We start from the raw sequence: 21,966 nt of genomic DNA on the forward strand, positions 1-21,966 counted from the left end.
TGGTCACCGGGGCCGGTCATCCTCCGGCCGCTGAGTCTCACCAGGAGGCCGGACAGGAGGGCCGAAAGGCGGCAAAACGGGCGGCGTGGTCGGCGGTGGTGAAGGCGGGTGAGGTGAATTTCCGGCGGGTGGCGGACGGCGGGCGGGCTGGGGACTGGTCCAGGCTTCGCGGATGTCCTTCTTGGTGGTACGCCACCAGTCGCGGAACTCGGCGGCCAAGTCGGTGATGGCGTGCCTCATTCCCGGGTCGTCCAGGCCCGCGCCCAGCAACTCGGCCAAACCCAGGAACCACAGGAACGGGGTCAGGGCCAAGGCCAGTAGTGGGAGTGGCCACCAGGCCGTCCAGGCGTACAGGAAAAGCAATGTTATGGCGACAGCCGTCAACCCCAGCGCCGTCAGGTCGGCGCGGCGCATCAACGGCGGCAGCAAGCGCAGGCACCGCCACGGCAACCGGCCGGCCGGAATCAGGATGCGGGCGGCGAACCCGGCCATCACCGCGGCCAGGACCGCCGCCATGGCGCGGCCGAACGGGCCCGCCGTGGGCCACCACCACAGGGCGATCAATTGCAGTACGCAGACCAGCGCCGCGCTCGCGGCCAGGCCCCGGCGCAGTCCGTTCAGGACTCCGCGGATCGGCCACGTCATCGAGACGATGTCGGCGCGGGCCGGATTGTCGCGGGCCACGTCGCGCAACGCCCGCATCGACCGGCGGACCCGCAGGCGTTCCGCGTCGAGCATTGCTAGCAGCCACCGGCCGTACGGGTTGCCCGGCGACATGGCCAATGCCGCCCGCGCCGCCACCACCGCCGCCTCCCGGTTGCCGGCGTCGCGTTCGACGTCGGCCACTGTCAGCAGGCCCTCCACCGAGTTCGGGTCCAGGGCCCGCCCGTGCGCGGCGGCCGCTCGGGCCCTCGGGAAGTCCTTGGCCGAGGCCAGCGCCCGGGCCAGCACGAAGTGGCCGGTCGGCTCCGCCGGTTCGAGACGTACGGCCTCGGCGGCGGCCGAGACCGCGTCCCGCGACCGGATCATGACGATGAGGTTCTCGGCCCGTTCCGCGTGGGCGTCGGCGAACTGCGGCGCCGCCGCCACCGCCGCGTCGGCCGTGGCCAGCGCCCCCGCATAGTCGCGCCGCAGGCGCAGGACTGATGCCAGCAGCGTCAGCAGCCGGGCATCGCCCGGGTCCTCGGCCAGGCCGTCGCGCGCGGCCTTCTCCGCCTCGTCGTAGCGGCCCACCTGCGCCAGCCGGTGCGCCCGCCAGTAGGCCCCGGCCCGCTCGCTCAACGGATCTTGCGCTTCTTGAGGTAGGCGGCCAGGTCGTCGTACTCGCCGGACTCGTTGGCGAACATGGCCACGTTGCGGGCCGTGGCGAACCAGCCGTCGGTCGAGGGGCGGACCTCCCGTACGGCGTCGAGCATGTCCTTCTGGTTGATCATGCGGATGTCGCCGCTGGCGATGGAGTCGCGCATGGCGAACTCGGCCGCCGTCTCGCACACGTGGGCCAGGTCGGCGCCCGAGTAGTGGTCGGTGGCGTCGGCCACGCGGCCCAGGTCGATGCCGGCCACCGGGCGGTCGCGCAGGTGGTACTGCAGGATCGCCTCGCGCGCGGGTTTGTCGGGCGGGAGCACCAGGACCGTACGGTCGAGCCGGCCCGGACGGCGCAGCGCCGAGTCGATGTCCCACGGCGCGTTCGTCGCGGCCAGCACGAAGACGCCGTCGTTGTTGCCGTCGACCCCGTCGAGCTCGGTCAGCAGCTGGTTGACCACCGTGCGCATCGACGACGAGCTCAGCTGGCTGCGCTTGTGGCCCAGCGCGTCGATCTCGTCGAGGAACAGCACGCAGGGCGCGTGGCCGCGGGCCGAGTCGAACAGGTCGTGCAGGTTGCGCTCGGAGCTGCCCACCCACATGTTGAGCACGTCGGTGATCGACAGGGAGATGAACGAGGCGCCCATCTCGCCGGCCACCGCGCGGGCCAGGAACGTCTTGCCGCAGCCGGGCGGGCCGTAGAGCAGCAGGCCGCCGCGCAGGCTCTTGCCGAACAGGCTGCGCAGCTTGGGGTTGCGCATCGGGCCCAGGAAGGAGATCTCGAGGCGCTTCTTGACCTCCTGCATGCCGCCGACGTCGGCCAGCGTGACCCTCGAGGTCTCGATGTCGAAGGTCCGGTCGGCGTGACCCTGCACGGGGTCGGGCTCACCGTCGGCGCGGGTGAAGCGCGGCGGCACCACGTCACCGAACTCCTGCTCCATGGCGGCCCAGTCGACGTCCTGCGCGGGGGTGGGGGCCGCGGGCGGAGGCGGCGACGAGGGGGTCAGCGCGGCGCCCATCAGTTTCTGGGCGGTGGCGTTGCCCGGCTCTCGGGCCAGGACCTGGGCGGCGTGCCCGATCGCCTCGCCACCGCGACCGGCCGCCACGAGCAACTCCGCCAAGTGCAGCCGCAACGGAAGGTCGTCCGGGCGGGCCTCCACGGCCGCGATGAGGCTGTCGATCAAGGGGGAGTCGCTCATGACAACGAATTATGCCCGTGCGAAGACCGGGGCCGCCGGGGCGTGTGCCCCGGCGGCCCCGGGCCGACGAAAGGATCAGCCTGGCCGGCGGAAGCCCGCGATGGGCATCCGATCGATCTCCGCCATCCGCACGTGGTCCCCCGTGTGCGGAGCGTGGACCATCAGGCCGCCACCGATGTAGATGCCGACGTGATGGAGGCTTCCTGGGAAGAAGAAGACCAGGTCACCTGGTTGCAACTCGTCCCGCGACACCGCCTTGCCCTCGCCCCACTGGTCTTTCGTGTAGTGGTCGAGGTGCACACCGACGCTGGCCCAGGCCTCCTGGGTCAGACCGGAGCAGTCGTACGTGTTGGGTCCGGCCGACCCGAAGACGTACGGCTTGCCGATCAGGTCGCACGCGCGCTGTGCCGCACGCCCGCCCTTGTCATTGGTGTACGTCACCGGACAGGCACCCAACCGCAGGGGTCCGTCCGAGGCGTCCGCCGAGCCGTACGCCTGGATCCGCAGTTTCTGCAGCGACGTGATCTTCGTCTGGATCGCCTTCTTGCGCGTGGACAGGTCCTTGTCACGCGCGGCGACCGACTTGGTCACGACATCCAGGTCGGACTTGGTGGCGGTGAGCTTGTCGCGCAGCGCCGCCACGCCCTTGATCTGCTCCTGCTGATGACGAGCGAGCTGATCGAGATAGGTCAGCTTGTCGGTCAGCCCGGTTGGCGAGCCACTGATGATCATGGCGTCGAGGGCGTTCGGCGCACCCTGCTTGTACGCGTCGACGGCCAGGCCCTGCACCTGTGCCATCGCCAGGTCGACCTGCACCTGGAGCGGAGTCAGCTGGGCGGCGAGCTTCTTCTGCTGAGCGCGGTTCTTGAGCAGCTGGTTGTGCACATCGTTGTACTGCTCGATGACCGGCTCGAGTTCGTTCCACTGCTTGTCGATCTGAGCCTCGACCGAGGAGGGCGAGGGCGTGGCGTGCGCGACGGCTGGTCCGGTGACAACGACCCCGACCGCCGCGAGTGCGCAGACGAGTCCACGCAGAACTGCGGCGCGGCCGCGCGCCCCAATCCGTTTCACGTTGGGTGTGATGTCCTTTCTTCCCTCGAGCCGCCGACCGGGTTAGCTGACGGGTTCGGACGGGAAGACGCGTCCGGCCGCGAGACATCGCGGCTTCACCCCAACCACTCGGGTCCCCGGTTCGCCACACGGCGATTAGGCGGTGGTCCGTCAGATCGGCCGGGTGGACGATGGGGGGCTGCCGAACCGGGGACCACCGTACTCCGGATCATGTGGAGAACTGAAGCCGCCGCGTCCGGGAAACTGCATGCTCAGGAAGACATACGCAGAGTCACTAGAGCGGCCAGTGGTCCAGCGCACGGTCGAGCCAGGGCACCACCAGGATCACCGTGGGTAGCACCAGCAGACCCACCGCGGCGAGCCCGGCGAGGGCGTTGAGGCCGACGGACACGGTGTGCGGCCTGCCGAGCCGGGCCAGCCGCCGACGCCTGGCGTCACCCGTCGGATCGGCCCGGGCGTCCTCCGCCAGGGGGATGGCATCGGTCAACCGCTCGAGGGCGGCCCGCAGCGGCTCCGCTCCGGCCTTCCTCCGCGCCACGTCGTCCGAGATCATTTCGAGCAGCAGATGTACGGCGTCAAGCGGCGCCCGGCTCCGCAACGGCCCCGGCACGGCGCGATAGAACGCCGTGAACGACTCCATCACCACCTCGTGCCGGTGACGCAGGTGGGTCTGCTCATGGGCCAGGACCGCGTCGACCTGGTCCCGGTCGAGCACCTGGAGCACGCCGTTGCTCAGGACCACGCGCGGCTCGCGGCCGGGCACGCAGTAGGCCAGCGGCAGCGCCCCGTCCAGCACGCGCAGGTTGTCGGGGCCGAGCTCGCGATGCTGCTCGGCCCGGTCGAGCAGGTCGACCAGCTCCCGGTGGCGGGCCCGGCGCACCCGGGAGCGCCGGGTCACCCCGGCCAGCGAGACGATCAGGCGCAGGATGATGACGCCGGCCACGGCCAGGGCGCCGATGAGCGCGGCGGCGGCGACCGGCTTGCCCGAGCCGGCGGCCCGGGTCACCTCGTACGGCGCGGAGAGCACGACGCCGAGCGCGGACAGCACCGCGCTCAGGGTGATCGACTGCCAGAGCAGCACGGCCGCGACAGGGGCCCGGTCGGGCCACTTCGCGCGCGCCAGCGGGCCCGGCACGACCAGCGACAGGGTCAGGCCGAGCGCGCCGAGCAGAAGCGCCGTCACCTCTTGTCGTTGACGGCTTCGATTGCTGCCTTCAGGGCGTCGGGTGACAACTGCCCCATGAAGTAGGCCAGGGCGGCGTCCTGATCGCCGCTGGCGGTGAGCGCGTCGAGCATGAGGCCGGCGGTCATCTCCTCACGAGTCTGCGCGGGCACGTACTTATAAGCACGGTCCTCGTCCTGCTGGATGACGACGCGCTTTTTCGTCAAGCGGTTGAGCACGGTCATCACGGTCGTGTAGGCGAGGTCGCGCTCCCGCAGCCGCTCGTGCACCTGCCGCACGGTGAGCGGCTCCCCCGCGTCCCACAACTGCCGCATGACCTCGCGTTCCAAGTCCCCGAGAGCCATGTATGCCATCTTACACAGACCTACTGCACGCCGTCGTACTACGCGTCGTAGTATCTACTACGAGACGTCGTAGAGGGGGCATTCCCATGGACGTGCTGGACCTGACCCGGCTCCAGTTCGCGGTGGTGACGATCAATCACTACTTCTTCGTGCCGCTGTCGATCAGCCTGGCTGCGGCCGCCGCCGGCCTGCAGATAGCGTGGCTGCGCACCAAGCGGGACGACTACCTGCATCTGACGAAGTTCGTCGGCAAGATCCTGATCGTCACGTTCGCGGTCGGCGTGGTCACCGGCCTTGTGCAGGAGTTCCAGTTCGGGCTCGGGTGGAGCAACTTCGCCAAGTTCTACGGCGACGTCTTCGGCCCGACCCTGGCCATCGAGGGCATGCTCGCGTTCTTCCTCGAGGCGACGTTCCTCGCGCTCTGGTACTTCGGGTGGGACCGCCTGCCCCGGCTCGTGCACACGGCCACGATCGTCATCGTCGCGATCGGCACGGTGCTGTCCGCGTTCATCATCCTGGCCGCCAACTCCTTCATGCAGCACCCGGTGGCGTACACCCTCGATCCGGTGACCGGGCGGGCCCGCCTCACCTCCTTCACCGAGCTGCTGCTGAACAAGGTCAATCTGGCCGCGTTCCCGCACACGCTGGCCGGCGCGATCATGGTGGGCGGGGCGCTGCTGCTGGCTCTGGGCGTGTGGCGGCTCGCGGCCGACGGCACCTTCCGGATCATGGCGCGGCTCGGCGCCTGGATGACGCTGGCCGGCGGGGCGCTGACCGCGCTCACCGGCGACCACCTGGGCAAGGTCATGACCGAGGTGCAGCCGATGAAGATGGCCGCGGCCGAGGCACTCTACGAGACCACCAAGGGCGCGCCGTTCTCGATCTTCACGCTCGGCTCGCCGTTCCCGGACTTCTCGCTGGACATCCCGTGGCTGCTGTCGATCCTGGCCAAGGGCAGCCCGACCGCGACCGTGCAGGGCATCAACGACCTTCAGGCGCAGTACGCCGCCCAGTACGGCCCGGGCTCGTACGTGCCCATGATCCCGGTGGCGTTCTGGTCGTTCCGCGTGATGATCGGCGCCGGCATGCTGGCCGCGGCCGTGGCGGCGTACTACCTGTGGCGTACGAGGAAGAACCGCGAGGCCCCGCGCTGGCTGACCCGCTGGCTGCCGCTCATCCCGATCCTGCCCGCGGTCGCCAACACCTTCGGCTGGATCTTCACCGAGACCGCCCGCCAGCCGTGGATCGCCTTCGGCATCTCGAAGGTCGCCGACGGCATCTCCCCCGGGCTCACCAGCTCCGAGGTGATCGCCTCACTGGCCGGCTTCACCGTCGTCTACGGCATCCTCGCGGTCGTCTGGTTCCGCCTGGTCCGCCACCTCGCGCGACAGCCGCTGGCGCCGCCGCCGGCCACCGTCGCCGAGACCGCCGAACCCGCACCCGTCTACTGAGGGACTACCCATGATCACCTTCTGGTTCGCCGTCGTCGTGCTCGCCTGGGTGCTCTTCTTCGTCCTGGAGGGCTTCGACTTCGGCGTGGGCCTGCTCGGCCCGCTCCTCGGCCGCGACGACCACGAGCGCGGCGCCGCGGTCCGCACGATCGGCCCGTTCTGGGACGGCAACGAGGTCTGGCTGGTCGCGGCCATCGGAGTCACCTTCGCCGCGTTCCCGGCCTGGTATTCCGCCCTGCTCTCCGGCCTCTACCTGCCGATGGTCGTCCTGCTGCTCCTGCTCGCGGTCCGCGGCGTCGCCCTCGAGTTCCGGGGCAAGGGCGACGGTCCCGCGTACCGCCGCCGCGCCGACATCGCACTGGCGCTCAGCTCGCTCGGCATCGTCCTGGTCTGGGGCGCCCTGCTGGCGACGTTCGTCCGCGGCCTGGCCCTGGGCGCCGACAGCTCGGTGACCGGCGGCGGCCTGTCCCGCACCTTGGGCCCGATCTGGTCACCGGAGGCCGGGCTGGGCGCGCTGGCCGCGCTGTTCGCGGCCCTGATGCTGGGCGCCACGTTCCTCGGCCTGCGCACCAGCGGTCCCCTGCGCCATCGGGCCCGCACGCTGGCGCGGTGGCTGGGCACGGGCGGGGCGGTCGCGCTTCTGATCATCGGTTTCGGTACGTCGTCACGCCTGGCCCTGGCCGCCGCGGCCCTCAGCCTGCTGGCCGGCATGCTGGCCCGCTCCGGCCGCGAGGCCCTGGCCTTCGCCATCACGGCCCTGTCGGTGGCCGGCGCCGTGGTCGCCGTCTTCACCACCCACGGCGACGTCGTCCTGCGCAGCACCCTCGACCCGAGGTGGTCGCTGACCCGGGACGCGGCCGCCGCCACACCCCAGGCCCTCGAGCTGATCACCTGGGCCGGCGTCCTCATCCTCCCCGGCGTCCTGGCGTACCAGGCCTTCTCCTACTGGGTCTTCCGCCGCCGCATCGCCAGCGAACGGGTCCCCTCATGACCGCCCCCACCACCCGGCCGGCCCCGCCCGCCCCCACCGCCCAGCCTGTCCGCGCCACCCCGTCCGTGCCCGCCGCTCGGCCCGCCACAGTCAATGAACCCGCCGCGCCGAAGCGGTCCGCGTCAGCCCGCGGGCCGCTGGATCCCCGGCTGGTGCGTCACGCCCGCACCAGCCGGGCCGGCATCGTCGCGCTGGCCCTGCTCGGCGCCGGCCAGGCCGCGGCGACGCTGGCCGTGGCCGTGGCGCTCAGCCTGCTGATCGCGGGCGACCACCGGTGGGCCACCGCGCTGCTGGCCGGCGCGTTCGCCGCCCGAGCCGTCTTCTCCTGGTGCGAGCAGGTCGTCGCCCAGCGGACGGCGGCCCGGGTCACCGACGAACTGCGCCGCTCGATGCTCACCGCCGTGCTGCGCCGCGGCCCGGCCTGGGTGGCGTCGTTCGGTGCGGGCCGGCTCACGGCCGTGCTGACCAACGGTCTCGACGCGCTGCGGCCGTGGTTCAGCGGCTACCTGCCGTCGCTCGTCCTCGGCGTCGCGCTGCCCCCGCTGGTCATCGTCACCATGGCCCTGGTCGACCCCGCGTCGGCCGTGGTCGCCCTGGTCACGCTGCCGCTGATCCCGGTGCTGGGGGCCCTGATCGGCTGGGCCACCCAGGCCCGCGCCCGGCAGCGCTGGCAGGCCGACGCCCGCCTGGCCGGCCACTTCCTCGACGTGGTCCGCGGCCTGCCCGCCCTGCGCGTCTTCGGCCGCGCCGAGCGCCAGACCGCAGTAGTCGCCGACCTCACGGACAAACACCGCTCGGCCACGCTGCGCGTGCTCCGCGTCGCCTTCCTGTCGTCGACCGCCCTCGACCTGGTCGGCACCCTGTCGGTCGGCCTGATCGCCGTGGAGGCCGGCCTGCGCGTAGCCGCCGGCAACCTGTCCCTCGGCCCGGCCCTGCTGGTCATCCTGCTGGCCCCCGAGGCGTACCGCCCACTCCGCGAGATGGCGGCCAAGTACCACGCCGCCACCGACGCCACCGCCGTCATCAACGACGTGGACGAGATCCTGACCGTCGGACCGCCCGCAGACCAGCACCAGCCGAGCCGGGGCACGGTCGGGGTCGGCGCCTTCGGTCTGCGGGTGCGCTATCCCGGAGCAACGCGGGACGCCCTCGCCCTGGACGAGTTGAGCGTGCGTGCCGGCGAGATGGTGGCGCTACGCGGCCCGTCGGGCGCGGGCAAGACAACAGCGCTGCGCGTGCTCGCCGGCCTCCAGGCGCCCCAGTCGGGCGTGGCCGTCGCCGACAACGCCCTCTACCTACCGCAGCGAGTCACGCTGCCGCACGCCCGCACGGTGGCCGACCTCTTCCCGGCCGGAACCTCCACAACGAAGATCGGCGAAGCACTCCGTACGGTCGGATTGACCCTTCCCGTCACCACCCCGCTGGGCGAGCGGGGCGCGGGAGTCTCGGCCGGCCAGCGGCACCGACTGGCCTTGGCCGCGCTGCTGCACCGTGCCGGCGCGGAGCCGGTGACCCTGCTCCTCGACGAGCCGACGGCACACCTAGACGCCGCCACGGAACACCTGGTCATCGAGCGCCTGCTGGCGGCCGCCCGCCGGGGCAGCGCCGTCCTCGTGGTCGCCCACCGCCCCGCCCTGCTGGCCGCCGCCGACCGCATCACCGACGTGACACCACCGCCCGGCACCGCTCCCACCACCCTCACCGCGAACACCTCGCCCACCGCTCTCACCGGTCCCACCGCCACCGCTGCCACCATCGGCACAGCGAACACCACCGCCACCGCCTCCACCGCGGCTACCACCGCCACCGCCATCACCGCGACAACCACCCCCACCGCCGCTACCCCTCTCACCGCCTGCCCCGGCTCGGTGCCCACCTCCGGGCCGGGGCCTGTCTCGGAGACGGCGCCGCGGCGAGGTGTCGGCGGATGGTCCGTGTGGCGGCGTCCTTGGGCGGCGGTCGTGCTGGGCAGCGGCTCCTCGCTGGCGGGAATCGTTCTGACCGGGGCGGCCGCCTGGCTGCTGGTGCGCGCGTCCTCGTTGCCGCCGGTCTTGTCGCTGTCGACGGCTGTCGTGCTCGTGCGGGGCAGCGCGGTGGCCCGGCCCCTGCTTCGCTATCTGGAGCGGCTCGTGGCGCACGACGTCGCGTTCGCGCGGCTTGGGGCATGGCGCTCGCGGGTGTACGCGTCCCTCGTCCCCCTCGTGCCCGGGCCCCGGCTGCGGCGGCGCGGAGATCTGCTCACCAAGGTCGTGGACGACGTGGACGCCCGGGTGGACGGGCTGCTGCGCGGGCGCCTTCCGGCCTGGGCGGCCGCGGTGACCATCGTGATCGCGGCCGGGGTGGCTCTGATCCTCTCCCCGGCCGTGGCGGTCCCGCTGGCGGCCGGACTGGTCATCGCCGGCGTGGTCGCCCCGCTGGTCGCCGCCCGTCAGGCGACCAGCAGCGACGCCGCCACCGGGCGGGCCCGAGCCCAGCTCCGCGACGCGATGGTCGAGACGGTGGAGGGCATCGAGGAGCTGACCGGTTCCGCGACAGTGCCGGAGCGCCGCAGCCGGGAACTGGCCCGGCTCGAGGAACAGTCGGCCCGCGCCGCCGGGTGTGCCGCCGCCCTCGGTCACCTGGGCTGGGGCATCGCGGTCACGGGAACCGTGTTCGCCCTGGGCGGCCACTCCCCCGAGTGGGCCGCGGTCCTGTTGCTGGGCATGGTGGTCCTCGGCGAGCAGGTCATGACCCTCCCCGACGCCGCCGTGGCCCGCCGCCGGGCCGCCGGTGCGGAACAACGCCTCGCCGCACTCTTGGCCGACCCGCCCGCCGCCACATTCCCACCGCCCACCGCGCTCACCGTCGAGCCCTTGACGGGCCGGCCGAGAACCGCCACCTGCGACGTCAAGCCCACGCCACCAACCGGCCAGCCGGGACCGAACGCGGACGGGATGGCCGTGCCTTCGACCAGGGCGTCGGGGACCGGCGAGAGCGAGGTGGCGTCGAACTCTTCGACCGAGCCGCCGGACATCGGCTGGGGCGGGCCGGGTGCGCTCGGCGTACGGCTGGAAGGCATTGTCGCCGGGTGGGATCCGGGGCGGGAGGCCGTGCTCGACGGGTTGGACCTCGACCTGGTGGCGGGTGTGCGGGTTGCTGTGATCGGACGGTCCGGATCGGGGAAGTCGACTCTGGCCGCGGTGGTCGGGCGGCTGCTCGACCCGCGGTCGGGGGCGCTGGCTCTCGGGGACGGGAGCGATCTGCGGGCGCTGCCGGAAGAGGCTGTGCGGGGGCGGATCGTGCTCGTGGGGGACGAGACCGACCATGTCTTCGCGTCCACCGTTCGGGAGAATTTGCGGCTGGCCAAGCCCGGTGCCACGGACGTGGAGCTGCGGGCCGTGCTGGAACGGGTACGGCTCGGGGCGTGGCTGGATGGGCTGCCCGAGGGGCTCGACACGTGGCTGGGCAGTGGCGGCAGCACGATGTCGGGTGGGCAGGTCCGGCGGTTCGCCACCGCGCGGGCGCTGTTGGCCGAGCCGGGGCTGCTGATTCTGGACGAGCCGACCGAAGGGCTGGACGTCGACGTGGCCGAGGCGCTGATGGCCGACCTGCTGGAGGCCGGCCGGGGCCGGACCGTGCTGGTGCTGACACACCGCACCGAAGGGCTCGAACTGGTCGACCAGGTGCTGACACTGGAGAACGGCCGGCTGACCGGCACCGGAGGTCAGGCGGTTGCGGCCAGGAACTTCAGTGCCGCGGCGGTGGGGCTGTCGGGGGCGGCCATGTAGGTGATCAGGCGCTGGCCGCTGCCGTCGGCCGGCTGGAGGACTTCGAAGTCCAGGTCGAGGTCGCCGGCTACGGGGTGGTGCAAAGCCTTGCGGCCGGTCACGCACTCGGCGATCGGATGGTGGGCCCACATCTCGGCGAAGTCGGTGCTGCGGATGCACAGGTCGCCGATCAGCTCGGCCAGGGCGCGGTCGCCGCGCGTGCGGCCGGCCACCAGGCGCAGGGAGGCCACGGCGCGGCACGCCTCGGTGTGCCAGTCGCGGTGCAGGGCGCGCGTGGCCGGGTCCAGGAACAGCATGCGGATCAGGTTCACGCCGGGTTCGGTCTCGCCGTGCGCCAGCAGGGCCCGGCCGAGAGGGTTCCACGCCAGCACCGTGGTGCGCCGGTCGACCAGAACAGCCGGAATGTCGGACATGCCACCGAGCAGCCGCAGCAGCGTGGAACGCGCGGTCTCAGCCGGGGCCACAGCGGGGTGAGCGGCCGCGGCAGGAAAAGTGGCGCAGTGGGAGGCCGCGGCGGGAAGAGTGGCGGATTGGGCGGCCGCCGCGGAAGAAGCGGCGCACTGGGCGGCCGCCGCGGAAGAAGCGGCGGAGTAGGCGGCCGCGGAAGAAGCAGCGGGATGGGCGACCGCGGCGGGATGGGCCAGGTCGTAAAGATGGGAACGCTCGTCCGCCGACAGGCGCAGAGCGCGGGCCAACGCGTCGATCACCGAGGTGGAGGCGTTGTGGCTCTGCCCCTGTTCGAGGCGCATGTAGTACGTGGGGCTCACGCCGGCCAACTGGGCCAGTTCCTCGCGCCTCAAACCGGGAACGCGCCGCAGACCGTACGAGCGGAGCCCGGCCTCGGCCGGGGTCAGGCGGGCGCGGCGGGTTCGCAGGAAGGCCCCGAGGTCGTTCACCGGGACATCGTCGCTCGCCCCGGCGCGGGCTGCCTATCCCTGTGAGTGCTAGGCAACAGCGGGTTCTGGTTGCCGCCAGCACGAACCAACAGTGTCGACGGCATGACGAACACGAAGCGCGCGGCGATGGCCGTGCTGCTGACCGCCGGGTTCACGCTCGCGGTCGACTTCTCCATCCTCACCGTGGCGCTGCCGGCCATCGGGCGCGACGTCGGGCTGTCGCTCGACGGGCTGCAGTGGGTGACTACCGCTTTCGCGCTCTGCGCGGCCGGGTTCACGCTGCTCCTCGGCCGGCTCGCCGATCTGGCCGGGCGGCGGCGGATGTTCCTGATCGGCATGGCGGCGCTCGGCCTCTCCTCGCTCGCGGGCGGGCTCGCCCAGTCGGCCGGGGTGCTGCTCGCGGCCCGGGTCGGTCAGGGGCTGGCCACGGCGGCGGTGACGCCGGCCGCGCTCGCGCTGCTGACCACCCTCTTTCCGGCCGGTCCGGCCCGGGACAGGGCGCTCGGGCTCAACGGCGCGCTGATGGCCGCCGGCTTCACCACCGGCGCGGTGCTCGGCGGTGTGCTCACCGGGTTGCTCAGTTGGCGCTGGGCGTTCTTCCTCAATGTCGCGGTCGCCGCGGTGGTCCTTCTGGTCGCGCCGGTTCTGCTCGAGGCCGATGTACGTCGTCAGGAGCGCCGCCGCGTCGATGTGCCGGGGGCGGTCACGGTGACCGGCGGACTGCTGGCTCTTGTGCACGGGTGGACGCTTGTGGGCGTACTCCTGCTCGCCCTCTTCTGGTTGATCGAACGGCGTGTGGCCGAGCCTCTGGTGCCGGTCCGCGTGCTGCGGTCGCGGGGTGTGGCCTGGGGGAACCTGGCCGGGCTGCTGGCCTTCGCGACCGAGACCTCGCTGGTCTTCGTGCTGACGCTCCATCTGCAGGACGTGCTCGGCTATTCACCGTTGCGGGCCGGGCTGTCGTTCGCCGTGCTCGGCGCGGGCACGGTCGTGGGCGGCATCGTCGCGCCGCGCGTGATCGCGCGCCGGGGAGCGCGCGGCGCGCTCGCCGGCGGTCTCGTCGTGCAGGCGGCGGCGACCCTGCCGCTGGTGCTGCTCGGGCCGGGGAGGCCGTGGCTGCTGGTGCTGACCTTCGTGGGCGGGGTGGCGAACCTGGTCGCGATCGTCGCGTTCATGGTGACCGTGACGAACGCGCTGCCCGCCGCCGACCAGGGGCTGGCCACCGGGCTGGCGACGATGAGCCAGCAGATCGGCATCACGGTCGGCACACCCGTCATGGCGGCGGTGCTGGCCCACGGCGGCACCGCGTCCGCGGTCACGGTCAACGCGCTGGTGGCGCTGGCTGCGGGCGTACTCGTCAGGGTTGCAGTGCCTCCTGCAAGAAACGCAGTTGCGGTGTGAGCAGGTCGACGTCGGGCGGCATGTGACTCGCGCCGGGCAGGGGCAGCACGGTGTGCGGCTTCCCCGCGGCCAGCAGCGCCGCGGAGAAGCGCATCGTGTGCACCGGATAGACGTTGTCGTCGGCCAGGCCGTGGATCAGCATGAGGGGCCGTTCGAGCTTGGCGGCGTCCCGCAGGACCGAGGCGTTCTCGTACGGCCTGGGGTCGATCCGGGGATCGCCGAGGTAGCGCTCCTGCCAGTGCGTGTCGTAGAGGAACTCGTCGGTGACCGGCGCGCCGGCGACGGCCGCGTGGAAGACGTCGGGGCGGCGCAGCACGGCCAGCGCGGCCAGGGTGCCGCCGGCCGACCAGCCACGGATGCCGACCCGCCCCAGGTCGAGCTCCGGATAGAGCGCGGCCACCGTGTGCAGGGCGTCGACCTGGTCCTCGACCAGCTTGTCGGAGTTGTCGCCGTGGGCTTCCTTGTCCCAGCGCGGCCCCCGTCCGGGCGTACCCCGGCCGTCGGCCACGATCACGGCGAATCCCTGGTCGGCGAACCACTGCGAGATGTAGTAGCTGCCGCGGTCGGCGACGGCCCGCTGCATGGCCGTGCCGCCGTACGGATCCATCAGGACGGGAAGGCGCTCGCCGCGCTGCCACACGGCCGGGAAGAGGACGGCCGTCCGCAACTCGCGCTTTCCCGCGCGGAGCAGGGAGACCTTGGGTACGACCGGTGAACTGGCCGCCAGATCGGTGATGATCCGGCTGCCGAAGCGCGTGTCCTCCCCGTCGAGCCGGTAGGACCGGATCACCGTGCTGCCGCCGGAGCGACTGCCGGTGTGCACGCCCTTGGCCGTGGTGACCTGGTGGAGGCCGCCGGCCCGGGACCAGGTCCAGAGGTGCTGCTCGGTGGGCTCCTCGGTCGCGGCGAACAGGAGGGTGTCGCCGTCGACCGACAGCAGCTCGGCGACCTGGAGCCCCGGCGGCGTCACGGGCTCACCGGCGACGGTCAGGTGGCGGGTGTCCTCACGGTCCTCGGTCCAGATCAGCTCACCGGCGGCCGTCCGCCGGGGCACGCCGGGCACGATCTGCGTCCAGGCGTCGTCGGCCATCTCGGCGACGGCCGCTGTCGTACCCGTCGCCGGGTCGACCTCGAGCACGCGCATGACGGTCTGCGGCCGGTTCTGCACGACGGCGAGCAGCCCGTGCCGGTCCCACACCACGTCGACGAGGTATTCGTACTCGGCCTGGACGGGCACCTCGGCGCCCGATGTGTCGTAGACATGCAGCGTGACGACGGCGTTGTCGGTGCCGGCGCGCGGGTAGCGGTGGGTGGTGGGCGGCTCCTGCGGATTGCTGGGATCGCTCAGATACCAGATCTCGACCGGCTCGTTGTCCACCCTCGCCACCGCGAGCCGGTTGCTGTCCGGCGCCCACCAGAAGCCGCGCATGCGCTCCATCGACTCGCCGGCCACGTGCTCGGCCAGCCCGTACGTCACATCGGCCTTCTCCGGCGTCGCGACGGCCCGGTCGCCGGTGCCGTCGGCGCCGACGAGCCGCAGCTCCCCCTCGTGCACGTAGGCGACGGTCGTCCCGTCCGGGCTGATCGTCGCGTCCTCCACCGGCGCGCGCGCCGGAAGGGCCGTCACCGCGCCACTGTCGACGTCGACCACGAACAGTTCCTGATCGGCGGTGAACGCCACACGCCGTACGGCCTGATCGGCGCTGTAGTCCGAAATGCCGGCCGACCGGTCACGGGCCCGCTCGCGCCGGGCCCGCTCCTGCGCCGACAGCGCCTTGCCGCCGGGCGTGACCGGATCGACGAGGAGCCGCTCGTCCCCGCCGTCGAGGTCGAAGCTCCACAGCCGCAGAACCGGGTCTTCCCCACCGAGGCTGCGCAGAAAGAGCACGCGTTTCCCGTCGGGCCCGATGGTGAACCGCCGCGGCCGCCCGAGGCCGAACCCTTGCGTCCGCCCCACCAGCCGCGGAAAAGAGACAAGCATGCCGCCAGTCTTACCGCACCACGCCCACCCTCGCGCCCCCGACACGGTCACCACCGGCCGCCGGCGGCCCTTTCGTAGCACCGCGTCCAATTAGTCCCCCCTGGCCGCACGCGCGGCCCGGACGGCGAAGCTCGCGCCTGAGCCGCGCCCGCGCTCACCGTCGGCACCGCGCAGACCCACGGCCGCACGAACGTGCAACACGGTGTGCGCGAACGGGCAACGGCGGCTACGCCAAGCGTTCGATGATCGTGGCGTTGGCGGTGCCGCCCGCCTCGCACATCGTCTGCAAGCCGTAGCGGCCGCCGGTGCGTTCCAGGGTGTTCAGCAACGTGGTGGCCAGGCGGGCGCCGCTCGCGCCCAGCGGGTGGCCGATGGCCAGGGCGCCACCGTCCACATTGACCTTCGCCAGGTCGGCGCCGGTCTCGGCCTGCCAGGCCAGGACCACCGAGGCGAAGGCTTCGTTCACCTCGTACGCGTCGATGTCGCTCATGGTCAGGCCGGCCCGGGCGAGGACCTTCGCCGTGGCCGGGATGATGCCGGTCAGCATGAGGACGGGATCGTCGCCGACGGCGGTGGCGGTGTGCACGCGGGCCCGGGGACGCCAGCCCTGACGGGCGGCGTTCTCGCTGGTGGTGAGCAGCAGGGCGGCGGCGCCGTCGTTGACGGGGCTCGAGTTGCCGGCGGTGACCTTCCAGTCGATGGCGCCGAACCGCCGCTCCCACAGCGGGTCGGCGAACGCCGGGCGCAGCGCGGCCAGGGTCTCGACGCTGCTCCCGGGCCGGATCGTCTCGTCGACATCGAGGGTGGCCGGGCGGGTGATCTGCGTGTCGAACCAGCCGTTGCGCCACGCTTCGGCGGCGCGCTCGTGGCTGGTGGCGGCGAACTCGTCGAGCTGGGTGCGGGAGAAGCCCCACTTGCGGGCGATCAGTTCGGCGCTGACGCCCTGCGGGATCAGACCGCCGTAACGCTTCTCGACCGCCGGCCCGCCGACGAAAGCACGGGCACCGTCGACGAACGCCGAACTGCCGATCGGAACGCGGGACATCGACTCGGCGCCGGAGGCGATGACCAGGTCGTACGCCCCGGCGACCAGACCCTGGGCGGCGAAGCTCAGCGCCTGCTGACTGCTGCCGCACTGGCGGTCGACGGTGACGCCGGGCACCGACTCGGGGAAGCCGGCGGCCAGCAGGGCCAGGCGTGTCGCGTTGGTGCTCTGCTCGCCGACCTGGCCGACCGTGCCGCCGATGACGTCGTCGAGACCGGCCGGGTCGAGGCCGGGGTTGCGTTCGAGCAGAGCCTGGAGCACGTGGGCGTGCAGGTCGATCGGGTGGATGTCGTGGTAGGCGCCGCCCGGTTTGCCCTTGGCGACCGGGGTGCGTACCGCGTCGACGATGACGGCGTCTCGCATGAGCTCGTCCCTCCCCAAAATTACGGACCGATCGGTCCGATGGTGGCGCGTGGCGACGTACGGCGTCAATGCCTTGGATAAGCTCGTCACTCATGGCGCGAACGGAAGATCCCTCGGGGCGGCAGCGGATCCTGGCGACCGCGGCCGAGCTCTTCTACGTGCGCGGGGTGCGCGCGGTCGGCCTCGCCGAGGTGATCCAGGCCGCCGGCTGCGGCAAGAACATGCTCTACCGTCACTTCCCCGGCAAATCGGCCCTCGTGGCGGCCTATCTCGGCCGGGCGAGGGAGGAGCGCGAGGCCGCGGCCTCGGCCGCCCTGACGGGCGAGCCTCGGGAGCAGTTGGTCGCGCTGGTGGCCGAGGTGGCTCATTGGGTACGCCAGAGCGCCTACCGCGGATGCGCGTTCCGCAAATACCTCGCCGAGTTCCCGTCCCCCGACGACGATGACGAGGCGGCCGCGGTGGCCCGCGCCTATCTGACCGACACCCGAGCCCAGGTGAACGACCTGGTCGCGGCGACCGGCGGCCCACCCCTGCTGGGCGACCGCGTGTGGCTGCTGATCGACAGCCTCTACAGCGGCACCGGCCCCGACCCCTCGGTGGCGGTCGCCTGGGCCCGCGAGCTGGTGGCCGACCCTATGTAGAGTGCGTACATGGGTCTCCCCCGGATCACCGCCTCGGTCCTGAAGGTGCTGGCGGCACTGCTCGCCGACCCGGCCGCCGAACGGTACGGCCTCCAGCTCATGGCCGACACAGGCCTGCCGAGCGGCACGCTCTACCCGATCCTGGTCCGCCTGGAGCGCGCCGGCTGGGTCGAGTCGCAGTGGGAACAGATCGACCCGGTGGCCGAGGGCCGGCCAAGCCGGCGCTACTACCGCTTGACGGCCGAGGGCGAGACAGCGGCCCAGCGCGAGGTGGCCGCGATGCAGCGCCAGATGTCCCGCGTGATCAGCCGCCCGCGGGAGGCATGATGCCGCCGGCGGCCGGAAACAGCGCGGCGCGACGGCGGCCGGGGGATCTGGCCGAGCGGATGCTCCGGGCCGGCGTGAAGGTCGCGGCGCGGCGGTGGCCGGCGGATCTGGCCGACGAGATGCGGGATACGTGGCTGGCTGAGCTGGCGGCGGTCGAAGGGCCGGGTCGTGCGTGGAAACGGCTGGCCTTCGTCGCGTCGCTGATGGTTTCCCCGGCCGTCGACGAGGCGAGTTGGCGGGACAGGGGCGAGGCGTTCGGGCGCCGCGCGGTGGTGGCGGCCGGGGTGACGCTGCTGGCGGCGGCTTCGGCCAACGCGATCCGCTCGGGCGGGGCCGCGTTGCTTCTGATCGGCGTGCCGGCGTTCGCGGCGATCGGCGCCCGGTTCCGGGCACGGGCCGGCCGGTCAGGGCTTTCGAGGCCGGACTACCGGCTGGTGGGATTGTTGGGAGCGGCCCTTTTCGGCTTCCTGGTGGCCGGAAATCAGGTCGCGGTCATGCCGTTCATGGGGGTTCGGGACGTCGCACCGGCGGTTGCGGTCTGGACGGTGGGCACCGCGGCGGTGGTGCGCTTGGTGCAACGGCTCACGGCGGCAGGACGACGGGGCCGGGCGGTGTGGCTGGCCGCCGGAGGCGGGCTGATCACGCTGGACATGGCGGTGGCCGCCGGATCGCTGCACGCGGCGGCCTCGGTGGGCGTCGGTGCCTGGTCGGCGCCGTTGTGGTTCCCGCTCGCGCTGCTCCCGGGTGGAACGGTTTCGTTCGGCTCGCATTTCGCCGACGGCGCGGCGGCCTTCGGGAGCCTTCAGGCTTCTGGGCCGGCCTTCCACGGATCCGACATCCTGCTGGCCAACGCCGCCGTCATGGCCGGCCCGCTCCTGCTGATCAGCGCCTTCACGGCAGCCGCCACACTCGGCACGGCACCGCGCCGCCGGAGCAGCGCGGACACGGCCGGCGGCGGAGGGTCGCGCATGTCCGCCGGCTGGCAGCAGTTCCTCGTGGGCAGCGCGGCCGCGATCGTGGCCATCGCCGCGTCCCCTTTGCTGCCCGCTCAGGCGGGAGAGGCCGAGGTGACCCTGCGGCGGATGCTCGAGAACACCACCGGGTTCGGCTTCGGCTTCGCCGCTCATCCGGTCGGGCAGGGAGCGATCGCCCTGCTCACGGCGCTTCTTGTGATGGGAGCCGCGTCCCGGCGCGAGGTTGCCAACCCTATGTAGAGTTTCGAGCATGGGTAGGGGACGTGTGGTCGGGACGGCGGCGGGGCTCGTCGCGGCCATCACCGCCGGGATGGCCCTCGCGCGGCCGGCCGAGGTTCGGCTCTCGGATCTCTCGGTCTATCTCGGGGCGGTCTCGGGGCTGCTGGACGGGGACAGCCTCTACGACTTCACTCGAGGGGCGGCGCCGTTCACCTATCCGCCGTTCGCGGCGCTGCTCTTCGCGCCGCTGACGTGGGCGCCGGTGACGCTGGTGCAGGTGGCCTGGACGCTCGCCACCCTGGGCACGGTCGTGGGGCTGGCCCGCCTGGTCACCGCCACACACCAGAAGGAAGGCATCCTTGTTCTTCTGCTGTCCGCCCCGGTGGTCTCCGACCTCAAGTACGGGCAGGTCAGCCTCTTCCTGGCCGCGCTCATCGCCGCTGATCTGCTGGCGTTGAGGCGTACCCCCTGGCATGGGGTTCTGATCGGATGCGCCGCCGCCGTCAAGCTGACTCCTCTGATCTTCGTGCCCCTGCTCTGGTTCTCGGGCCGGCGGCGAGCCTCAGCCATGGCCGCCCTGACCTTCGTGGGATGCGGCGCCGTCGCCGCCTTGGCTCTTCCGGGCGACTCCTGGCGGTTCTGGACCGTCGAGGTCTTCCAGGTCGACCGCCTCGGCTACATCACCGGCGTGGGCAACCAATCGCTGAACGGGGCCCTCCTGCGGCTCGGCGCGGACACGAGATGGGCCGTTCTCGGCGGGGTCGTGGCGGCGCTGGCCCTGCATCGGGGCGCGCGGCTCGCCCGCAAAGGTGACTGGCTCTCCGCCATGACCGTGGTCGGGGCCGGCAGCGTCGTCCTGTCGCCCGTCTCGTGGACGCATCATCAGGTCTGGCTCGTTCTGGCCGCGCTCCTGCCCGTCACCCGAGCGCGAACCGCCTGGGCCCTGCTGGTTCTCGCCGTCATGCTGCTCCCGGCGACCGCTGTCTTCAGCGAGGCCCGGCTGCTCCTGGCCATCGTGGTGGCCGCCGTGGTGCCTCTCACTGTCCTCTCTAGAGAGACGCCGGCCGTTGCGTCGGCAGCCGAACGCCGGTGACCTCGCTCGGCGGGCGGATAGCGGTCACCGTGGCGTAGCCCTCGGACAGCAACGCTATGTCGGAACCCGGGATCAGGGGCTCGCCGGTCTTCTCCACGGCCGTACGGACGAAGCCCTCGCCGTTCTCGGCCAGCGCCATCTGCGCCTGCCCGAACGGCGCCAGCGTGGCCTCCCGCAAACCCTTCACCCCGGACCGCGGGCGGTCCGGCACGTTGAGGTTGAGGACCGTGCCGGGTGGCGCCTCGGCGAGCCATTCGAGCAGGTCGGCCGCCATGTGGGCCGCGGTGTCCCAGTGCAGCGCCGCGTCGTCCGGCACCACGATCACCGCTCCCCCGCTGGCCGTCGCGTCGACGTCCGACGGGTTCAGCACGTCCAGCGACACCGCCATCGCGCGCACCCGGTCGTTGGCCGCGGTCAGGGCCGCGCCGACCGTGCCGGAGTGCAGCACCGCGCGGCCCGCGTTGGCGCCGCGGTTGGGACCGGACAGGACCAGGTCCGGAGGGTCGCCGAACACCCCCAGACCGGCCAGGACCACGATGTACGCCGGTGAGGCCGTCACGCCGTACGCGATGATCCCGTCCCAATCGTGGTGTTCCACGACGATCCGGCCGTCCGACGTGACGGCGGTCAGCGCCGCGCTCATCCCGCTGGCCTCCTCGCGCGGGGCGGCCACCACCACCTCGAACCCGGCGTCGCGGGCGGCCAGGGCCAGCGCTCGCAGGCCGGGCGCGCCGACACCGTCGTCGTTGGTGACCAGGATCCGGGCCGTCACTTCAGATCCTCCAGGCGTACCCGCTTGTAAAGCTCCCGCACCGCCTCGGCCCGGCCCGTTCCCAGTCCGTGACGGGTGACGTTCAGGGCGCCGGCCGCCGCGCCCGTGCGCAGCGCCTCCTCGAACGATCCGCCCCGGGCCAGCACGGCCGCGACCCCGGCCGTCATCGAGTCGCCGGCCCCGCGATGCTCCTTCACCCGCATGGGCGGCGGCTCGATCTCGACCTCACGACCGTCGAACAGAGCGAGCGCCGGGTCGCCGGCCCGGCTGATGAGCACCGCCGCCGCGCCCGACCCGCACAGCTCGCGGCCCGCGCTCAGCAGCTCGTCGACGCTGTCGCCGGCCGCGCGCCCGTCGTCGATCAGCTCCTCGTGGCTCACCTTGACAAAATAGAGGCCGCCTTCGAGTACGGCCGAGAGGTGCTCACCCGAAAGGTCAGCCACCACCCGCACGCCGTTGCCGGTCAGGTCGGCCGCCAGGCGCTCGAAGACCGAGGGGTCCACCACCTCGGGCGACGCCGGTCCACTGAGGACGGCCACCGGGGCGCGCAGACCCTCGGCCAGCGCCAGGCTGTAGAGCTCGTCCAGCTCGTGCCGCTCCAGCGGCGTGCCGGGGTGGTCGGCCACCGCCTCGCGGGCGCCGTCGCGACGGTCGTGCACGTACCAGCCCGATCCGCTGCTGCGGGGCACCGTGCGGAGACGTACACCCTCCTCGAGCGCGAGCTGACGCTCCAGGACCTCGCCCGTCTCGCCGCCGACGGCGGCGCAGAGCGTGACCGGCACGCCCAGCGAGGCGATCATCCGGGCCTGCCAGACGCCCTGCCCGCCGGGGTGGACGTGCAGCTCGGGACCCGAGGCTTGTTGTTCGATGGTCACGGTCAGGAGGGGCGCGGGGGCGAACACCATCACCGGATCGCTCATGGCAGCTTCTCTTACCCCACCCGGGGCGG

General features: G+C 72.4%; 18 protein-coding genes and 1 riboswitch. Of the genes, 8 read left to right on the forward strand and 10 right to left on the reverse strand.

The window, feature by feature from the left end; genetic code table 11:
- Positions 1 to 3: 3 nt before the first annotated feature.
- The 5 genes from ACQP2X_RS31845 to ACQP2X_RS31865 all read right to left on the reverse strand — a co-directional run bounded on the left by ACQP2X_RS31845 (position 4) and on the right by ACQP2X_RS31865 (position 5,099).
- On the reverse strand, positions 4 to 1,281 hold the full coding sequence (locus ACQP2X_RS31845; RefSeq protein ID WP_498688187.1) for a tetratricopeptide repeat protein: 1,278 nt from the start codon (positions 1,279 to 1,281) through the stop codon (positions 4 to 6).
- Positions 1,278 to 2,501 carry an AAA family ATPase gene (locus ACQP2X_RS31850; RefSeq protein WP_498688188.1) on the reverse strand — a complete coding sequence of 408 codons (1,224 nt, stop codon included), beginning with the start codon at positions 2,499 to 2,501 and terminating at the stop codon, positions 1,278 to 1,280. The genes ACQP2X_RS31845 and ACQP2X_RS31850 overlap by 4 nt, the downstream gene beginning before the upstream one ends.
- 75 nt (positions 2,502 to 2,576) lie before the next feature.
- Entirely contained in the window at positions 2,577 to 3,572 is a 996-nt protein-coding gene (locus ACQP2X_RS31855; RefSeq protein ID WP_498688190.1) for a C40 family peptidase, read from the reverse strand.
- Between the two features lie 15 nt (positions 3,573 to 3,587).
- A riboswitch (cyclic di-AMP (ydaO/yuaA leader) is annotated at positions 3,588 to 3,724 on the reverse strand.
- A gap of 122 nt (positions 3,725 to 3,846) precedes the next feature.
- Entirely contained in the window at positions 3,847 to 4,755 is a 909-nt protein-coding gene (locus ACQP2X_RS31860) for a M56 family metallopeptidase (protein ID WP_498688191.1), read from the reverse strand.
- The gene (locus tag ACQP2X_RS31865) at positions 4,752 to 5,099 is read right to left on the reverse strand and encodes a BlaI/MecI/CopY family transcriptional regulator (RefSeq protein ID WP_498688192.1); all 348 of its coding nucleotides are present in this window, start codon (positions 5,097 to 5,099) and stop codon (positions 4,752 to 4,754) included. The genes ACQP2X_RS31860 and ACQP2X_RS31865 overlap by 4 nt, the downstream gene beginning before the upstream one ends.
- 86 nt (positions 5,100 to 5,185) lie before the next feature.
- On the opposite strand from ACQP2X_RS31865, the gene ACQP2X_RS31870 reads away from it, so the two are divergent.
- The 3 genes from ACQP2X_RS31870 to ACQP2X_RS31880 all read left to right on the forward strand — a co-directional run bounded on the left by ACQP2X_RS31870 (position 5,186) and on the right by ACQP2X_RS31880 (position 11,308).
- A complete protein-coding gene (locus ACQP2X_RS31870; protein WP_498688195.1) occupies positions 5,186 to 6,550 on the forward strand; it encodes a cytochrome ubiquinol oxidase subunit I in 1,365 nt (454 codons plus the stop codon).
- A 10-nt stretch (positions 6,551 to 6,560) separates the two neighbouring features.
- Positions 6,561 to 7,541: a cytochrome d ubiquinol oxidase subunit II gene (cydB, locus tag ACQP2X_RS31875; RefSeq protein ID WP_498688197.1), complete on the forward strand. Its 981-nt coding sequence runs from the start codon at positions 6,561 to 6,563 to the stop codon at positions 7,539 to 7,541.
- A 152-nt stretch (positions 7,542 to 7,693) separates the two neighbouring features.
- Positions 7,694 to 11,308, forward strand: coding sequence for a thiol reductant ABC exporter subunit CydD/CydC (locus ACQP2X_RS31880; RefSeq protein ID WP_498688198.1), 3,615 nt, complete (start codon positions 7,694 to 7,696; stop codon positions 11,306 to 11,308).
- Here ACQP2X_RS31880 and ACQP2X_RS31885 read toward each other — a convergent pair.
- Entirely contained in the window at positions 11,245 to 12,204 is a 960-nt protein-coding gene (locus ACQP2X_RS31885; RefSeq protein ID WP_498688200.1) for a helix-turn-helix domain-containing protein, read from the reverse strand. The two genes, ACQP2X_RS31880 and ACQP2X_RS31885, sit on opposite strands and share 64 nt — an antisense overlap.
- Positions 12,205 to 12,306: 102 nt before the next feature.
- Between ACQP2X_RS31885 and ACQP2X_RS31890 the strand changes: the two genes are divergently transcribed.
- On the forward strand, positions 12,307 to 13,602 hold the full coding sequence (locus tag ACQP2X_RS31890; RefSeq protein WP_498688202.1) for an MFS transporter: 1,296 nt from the start codon (positions 12,307 to 12,309) through the stop codon (positions 13,600 to 13,602).
- Here ACQP2X_RS31890 and ACQP2X_RS31895 read toward each other — a convergent pair.
- Entirely contained in the window at positions 13,559 to 15,583 is a 2,025-nt protein-coding gene (locus tag ACQP2X_RS31895) for a prolyl oligopeptidase family serine peptidase (RefSeq protein ID WP_498688203.1), read from the reverse strand. The two genes, ACQP2X_RS31890 and ACQP2X_RS31895, sit on opposite strands and share 44 nt — an antisense overlap.
- Positions 15,584 to 15,809: 226 nt before the next feature.
- Positions 15,810 to 16,991, reverse strand: a complete 1,182-nt coding sequence (locus tag ACQP2X_RS31900) for a thiolase family protein (RefSeq protein WP_498688204.1) — start codon at positions 16,989 to 16,991, stop codon at positions 15,810 to 15,812.
- 92 nt (positions 16,992 to 17,083) lie between these two features.
- Between ACQP2X_RS31900 and ACQP2X_RS31905 the strand changes: the two genes are divergently transcribed.
- The 4 genes from ACQP2X_RS31905 to ACQP2X_RS31920 are packed head-to-tail and all read left to right on the forward strand — an operon-like array spanning position 17,084 to position 20,245.
- Complete coding sequence (locus tag ACQP2X_RS31905; RefSeq protein WP_498688206.1) at positions 17,084 to 17,632, forward strand: TetR/AcrR family transcriptional regulator; 549 nt, start codon at positions 17,084 to 17,086, stop codon at positions 17,630 to 17,632.
- 9 nt (positions 17,633 to 17,641) lie between these two features.
- The gene (locus ACQP2X_RS31910) at positions 17,642 to 17,959 is read left to right on the forward strand and encodes a PadR family transcriptional regulator (RefSeq protein ID WP_498688208.1); all 318 of its coding nucleotides are present in this window, start codon (positions 17,642 to 17,644) and stop codon (positions 17,957 to 17,959) included.
- Positions 17,959 to 19,173, forward strand: coding sequence for a hypothetical protein (locus tag ACQP2X_RS31915; RefSeq protein ID WP_498688209.1), 1,215 nt, complete (start codon positions 17,959 to 17,961; stop codon positions 19,171 to 19,173). Before ACQP2X_RS31910 ends, ACQP2X_RS31915 begins: the two co-directional genes overlap by 1 nt.
- Before the next feature lie 10 nt (positions 19,174 to 19,183).
- Positions 19,184 to 20,245, forward strand: coding sequence for a glycosyltransferase 87 family protein (locus ACQP2X_RS31920; RefSeq protein WP_498688211.1), 1,062 nt, complete (start codon positions 19,184 to 19,186; stop codon positions 20,243 to 20,245).
- Here ACQP2X_RS31920 and surE read toward each other — a convergent pair.
- A complete protein-coding gene (surE, locus tag ACQP2X_RS31925) occupies positions 20,202 to 21,017 on the reverse strand; it encodes a 5'/3'-nucleotidase SurE (RefSeq protein ID WP_498688213.1) in 816 nt (271 codons plus the stop codon). The genes ACQP2X_RS31920 and surE overlap by 44 nt on opposite strands.
- A complete protein-coding gene (locus tag ACQP2X_RS31930; RefSeq protein WP_498688215.1) occupies positions 21,014 to 21,937 on the reverse strand; it encodes a 1-phosphofructokinase family hexose kinase in 924 nt (307 codons plus the stop codon). Before ACQP2X_RS31930 ends, surE begins: the two co-directional genes overlap by 4 nt.
- Between the last annotated feature and the right edge of the window lie 29 nt (positions 21,938 to 21,966).

The organism is Actinoplanes sp. CA-131856, from assembly GCF_050956135.1.
GTDB lineage: Bacteria > Actinomycetota > Actinomycetes > Mycobacteriales > Micromonosporaceae > Actinoplanes.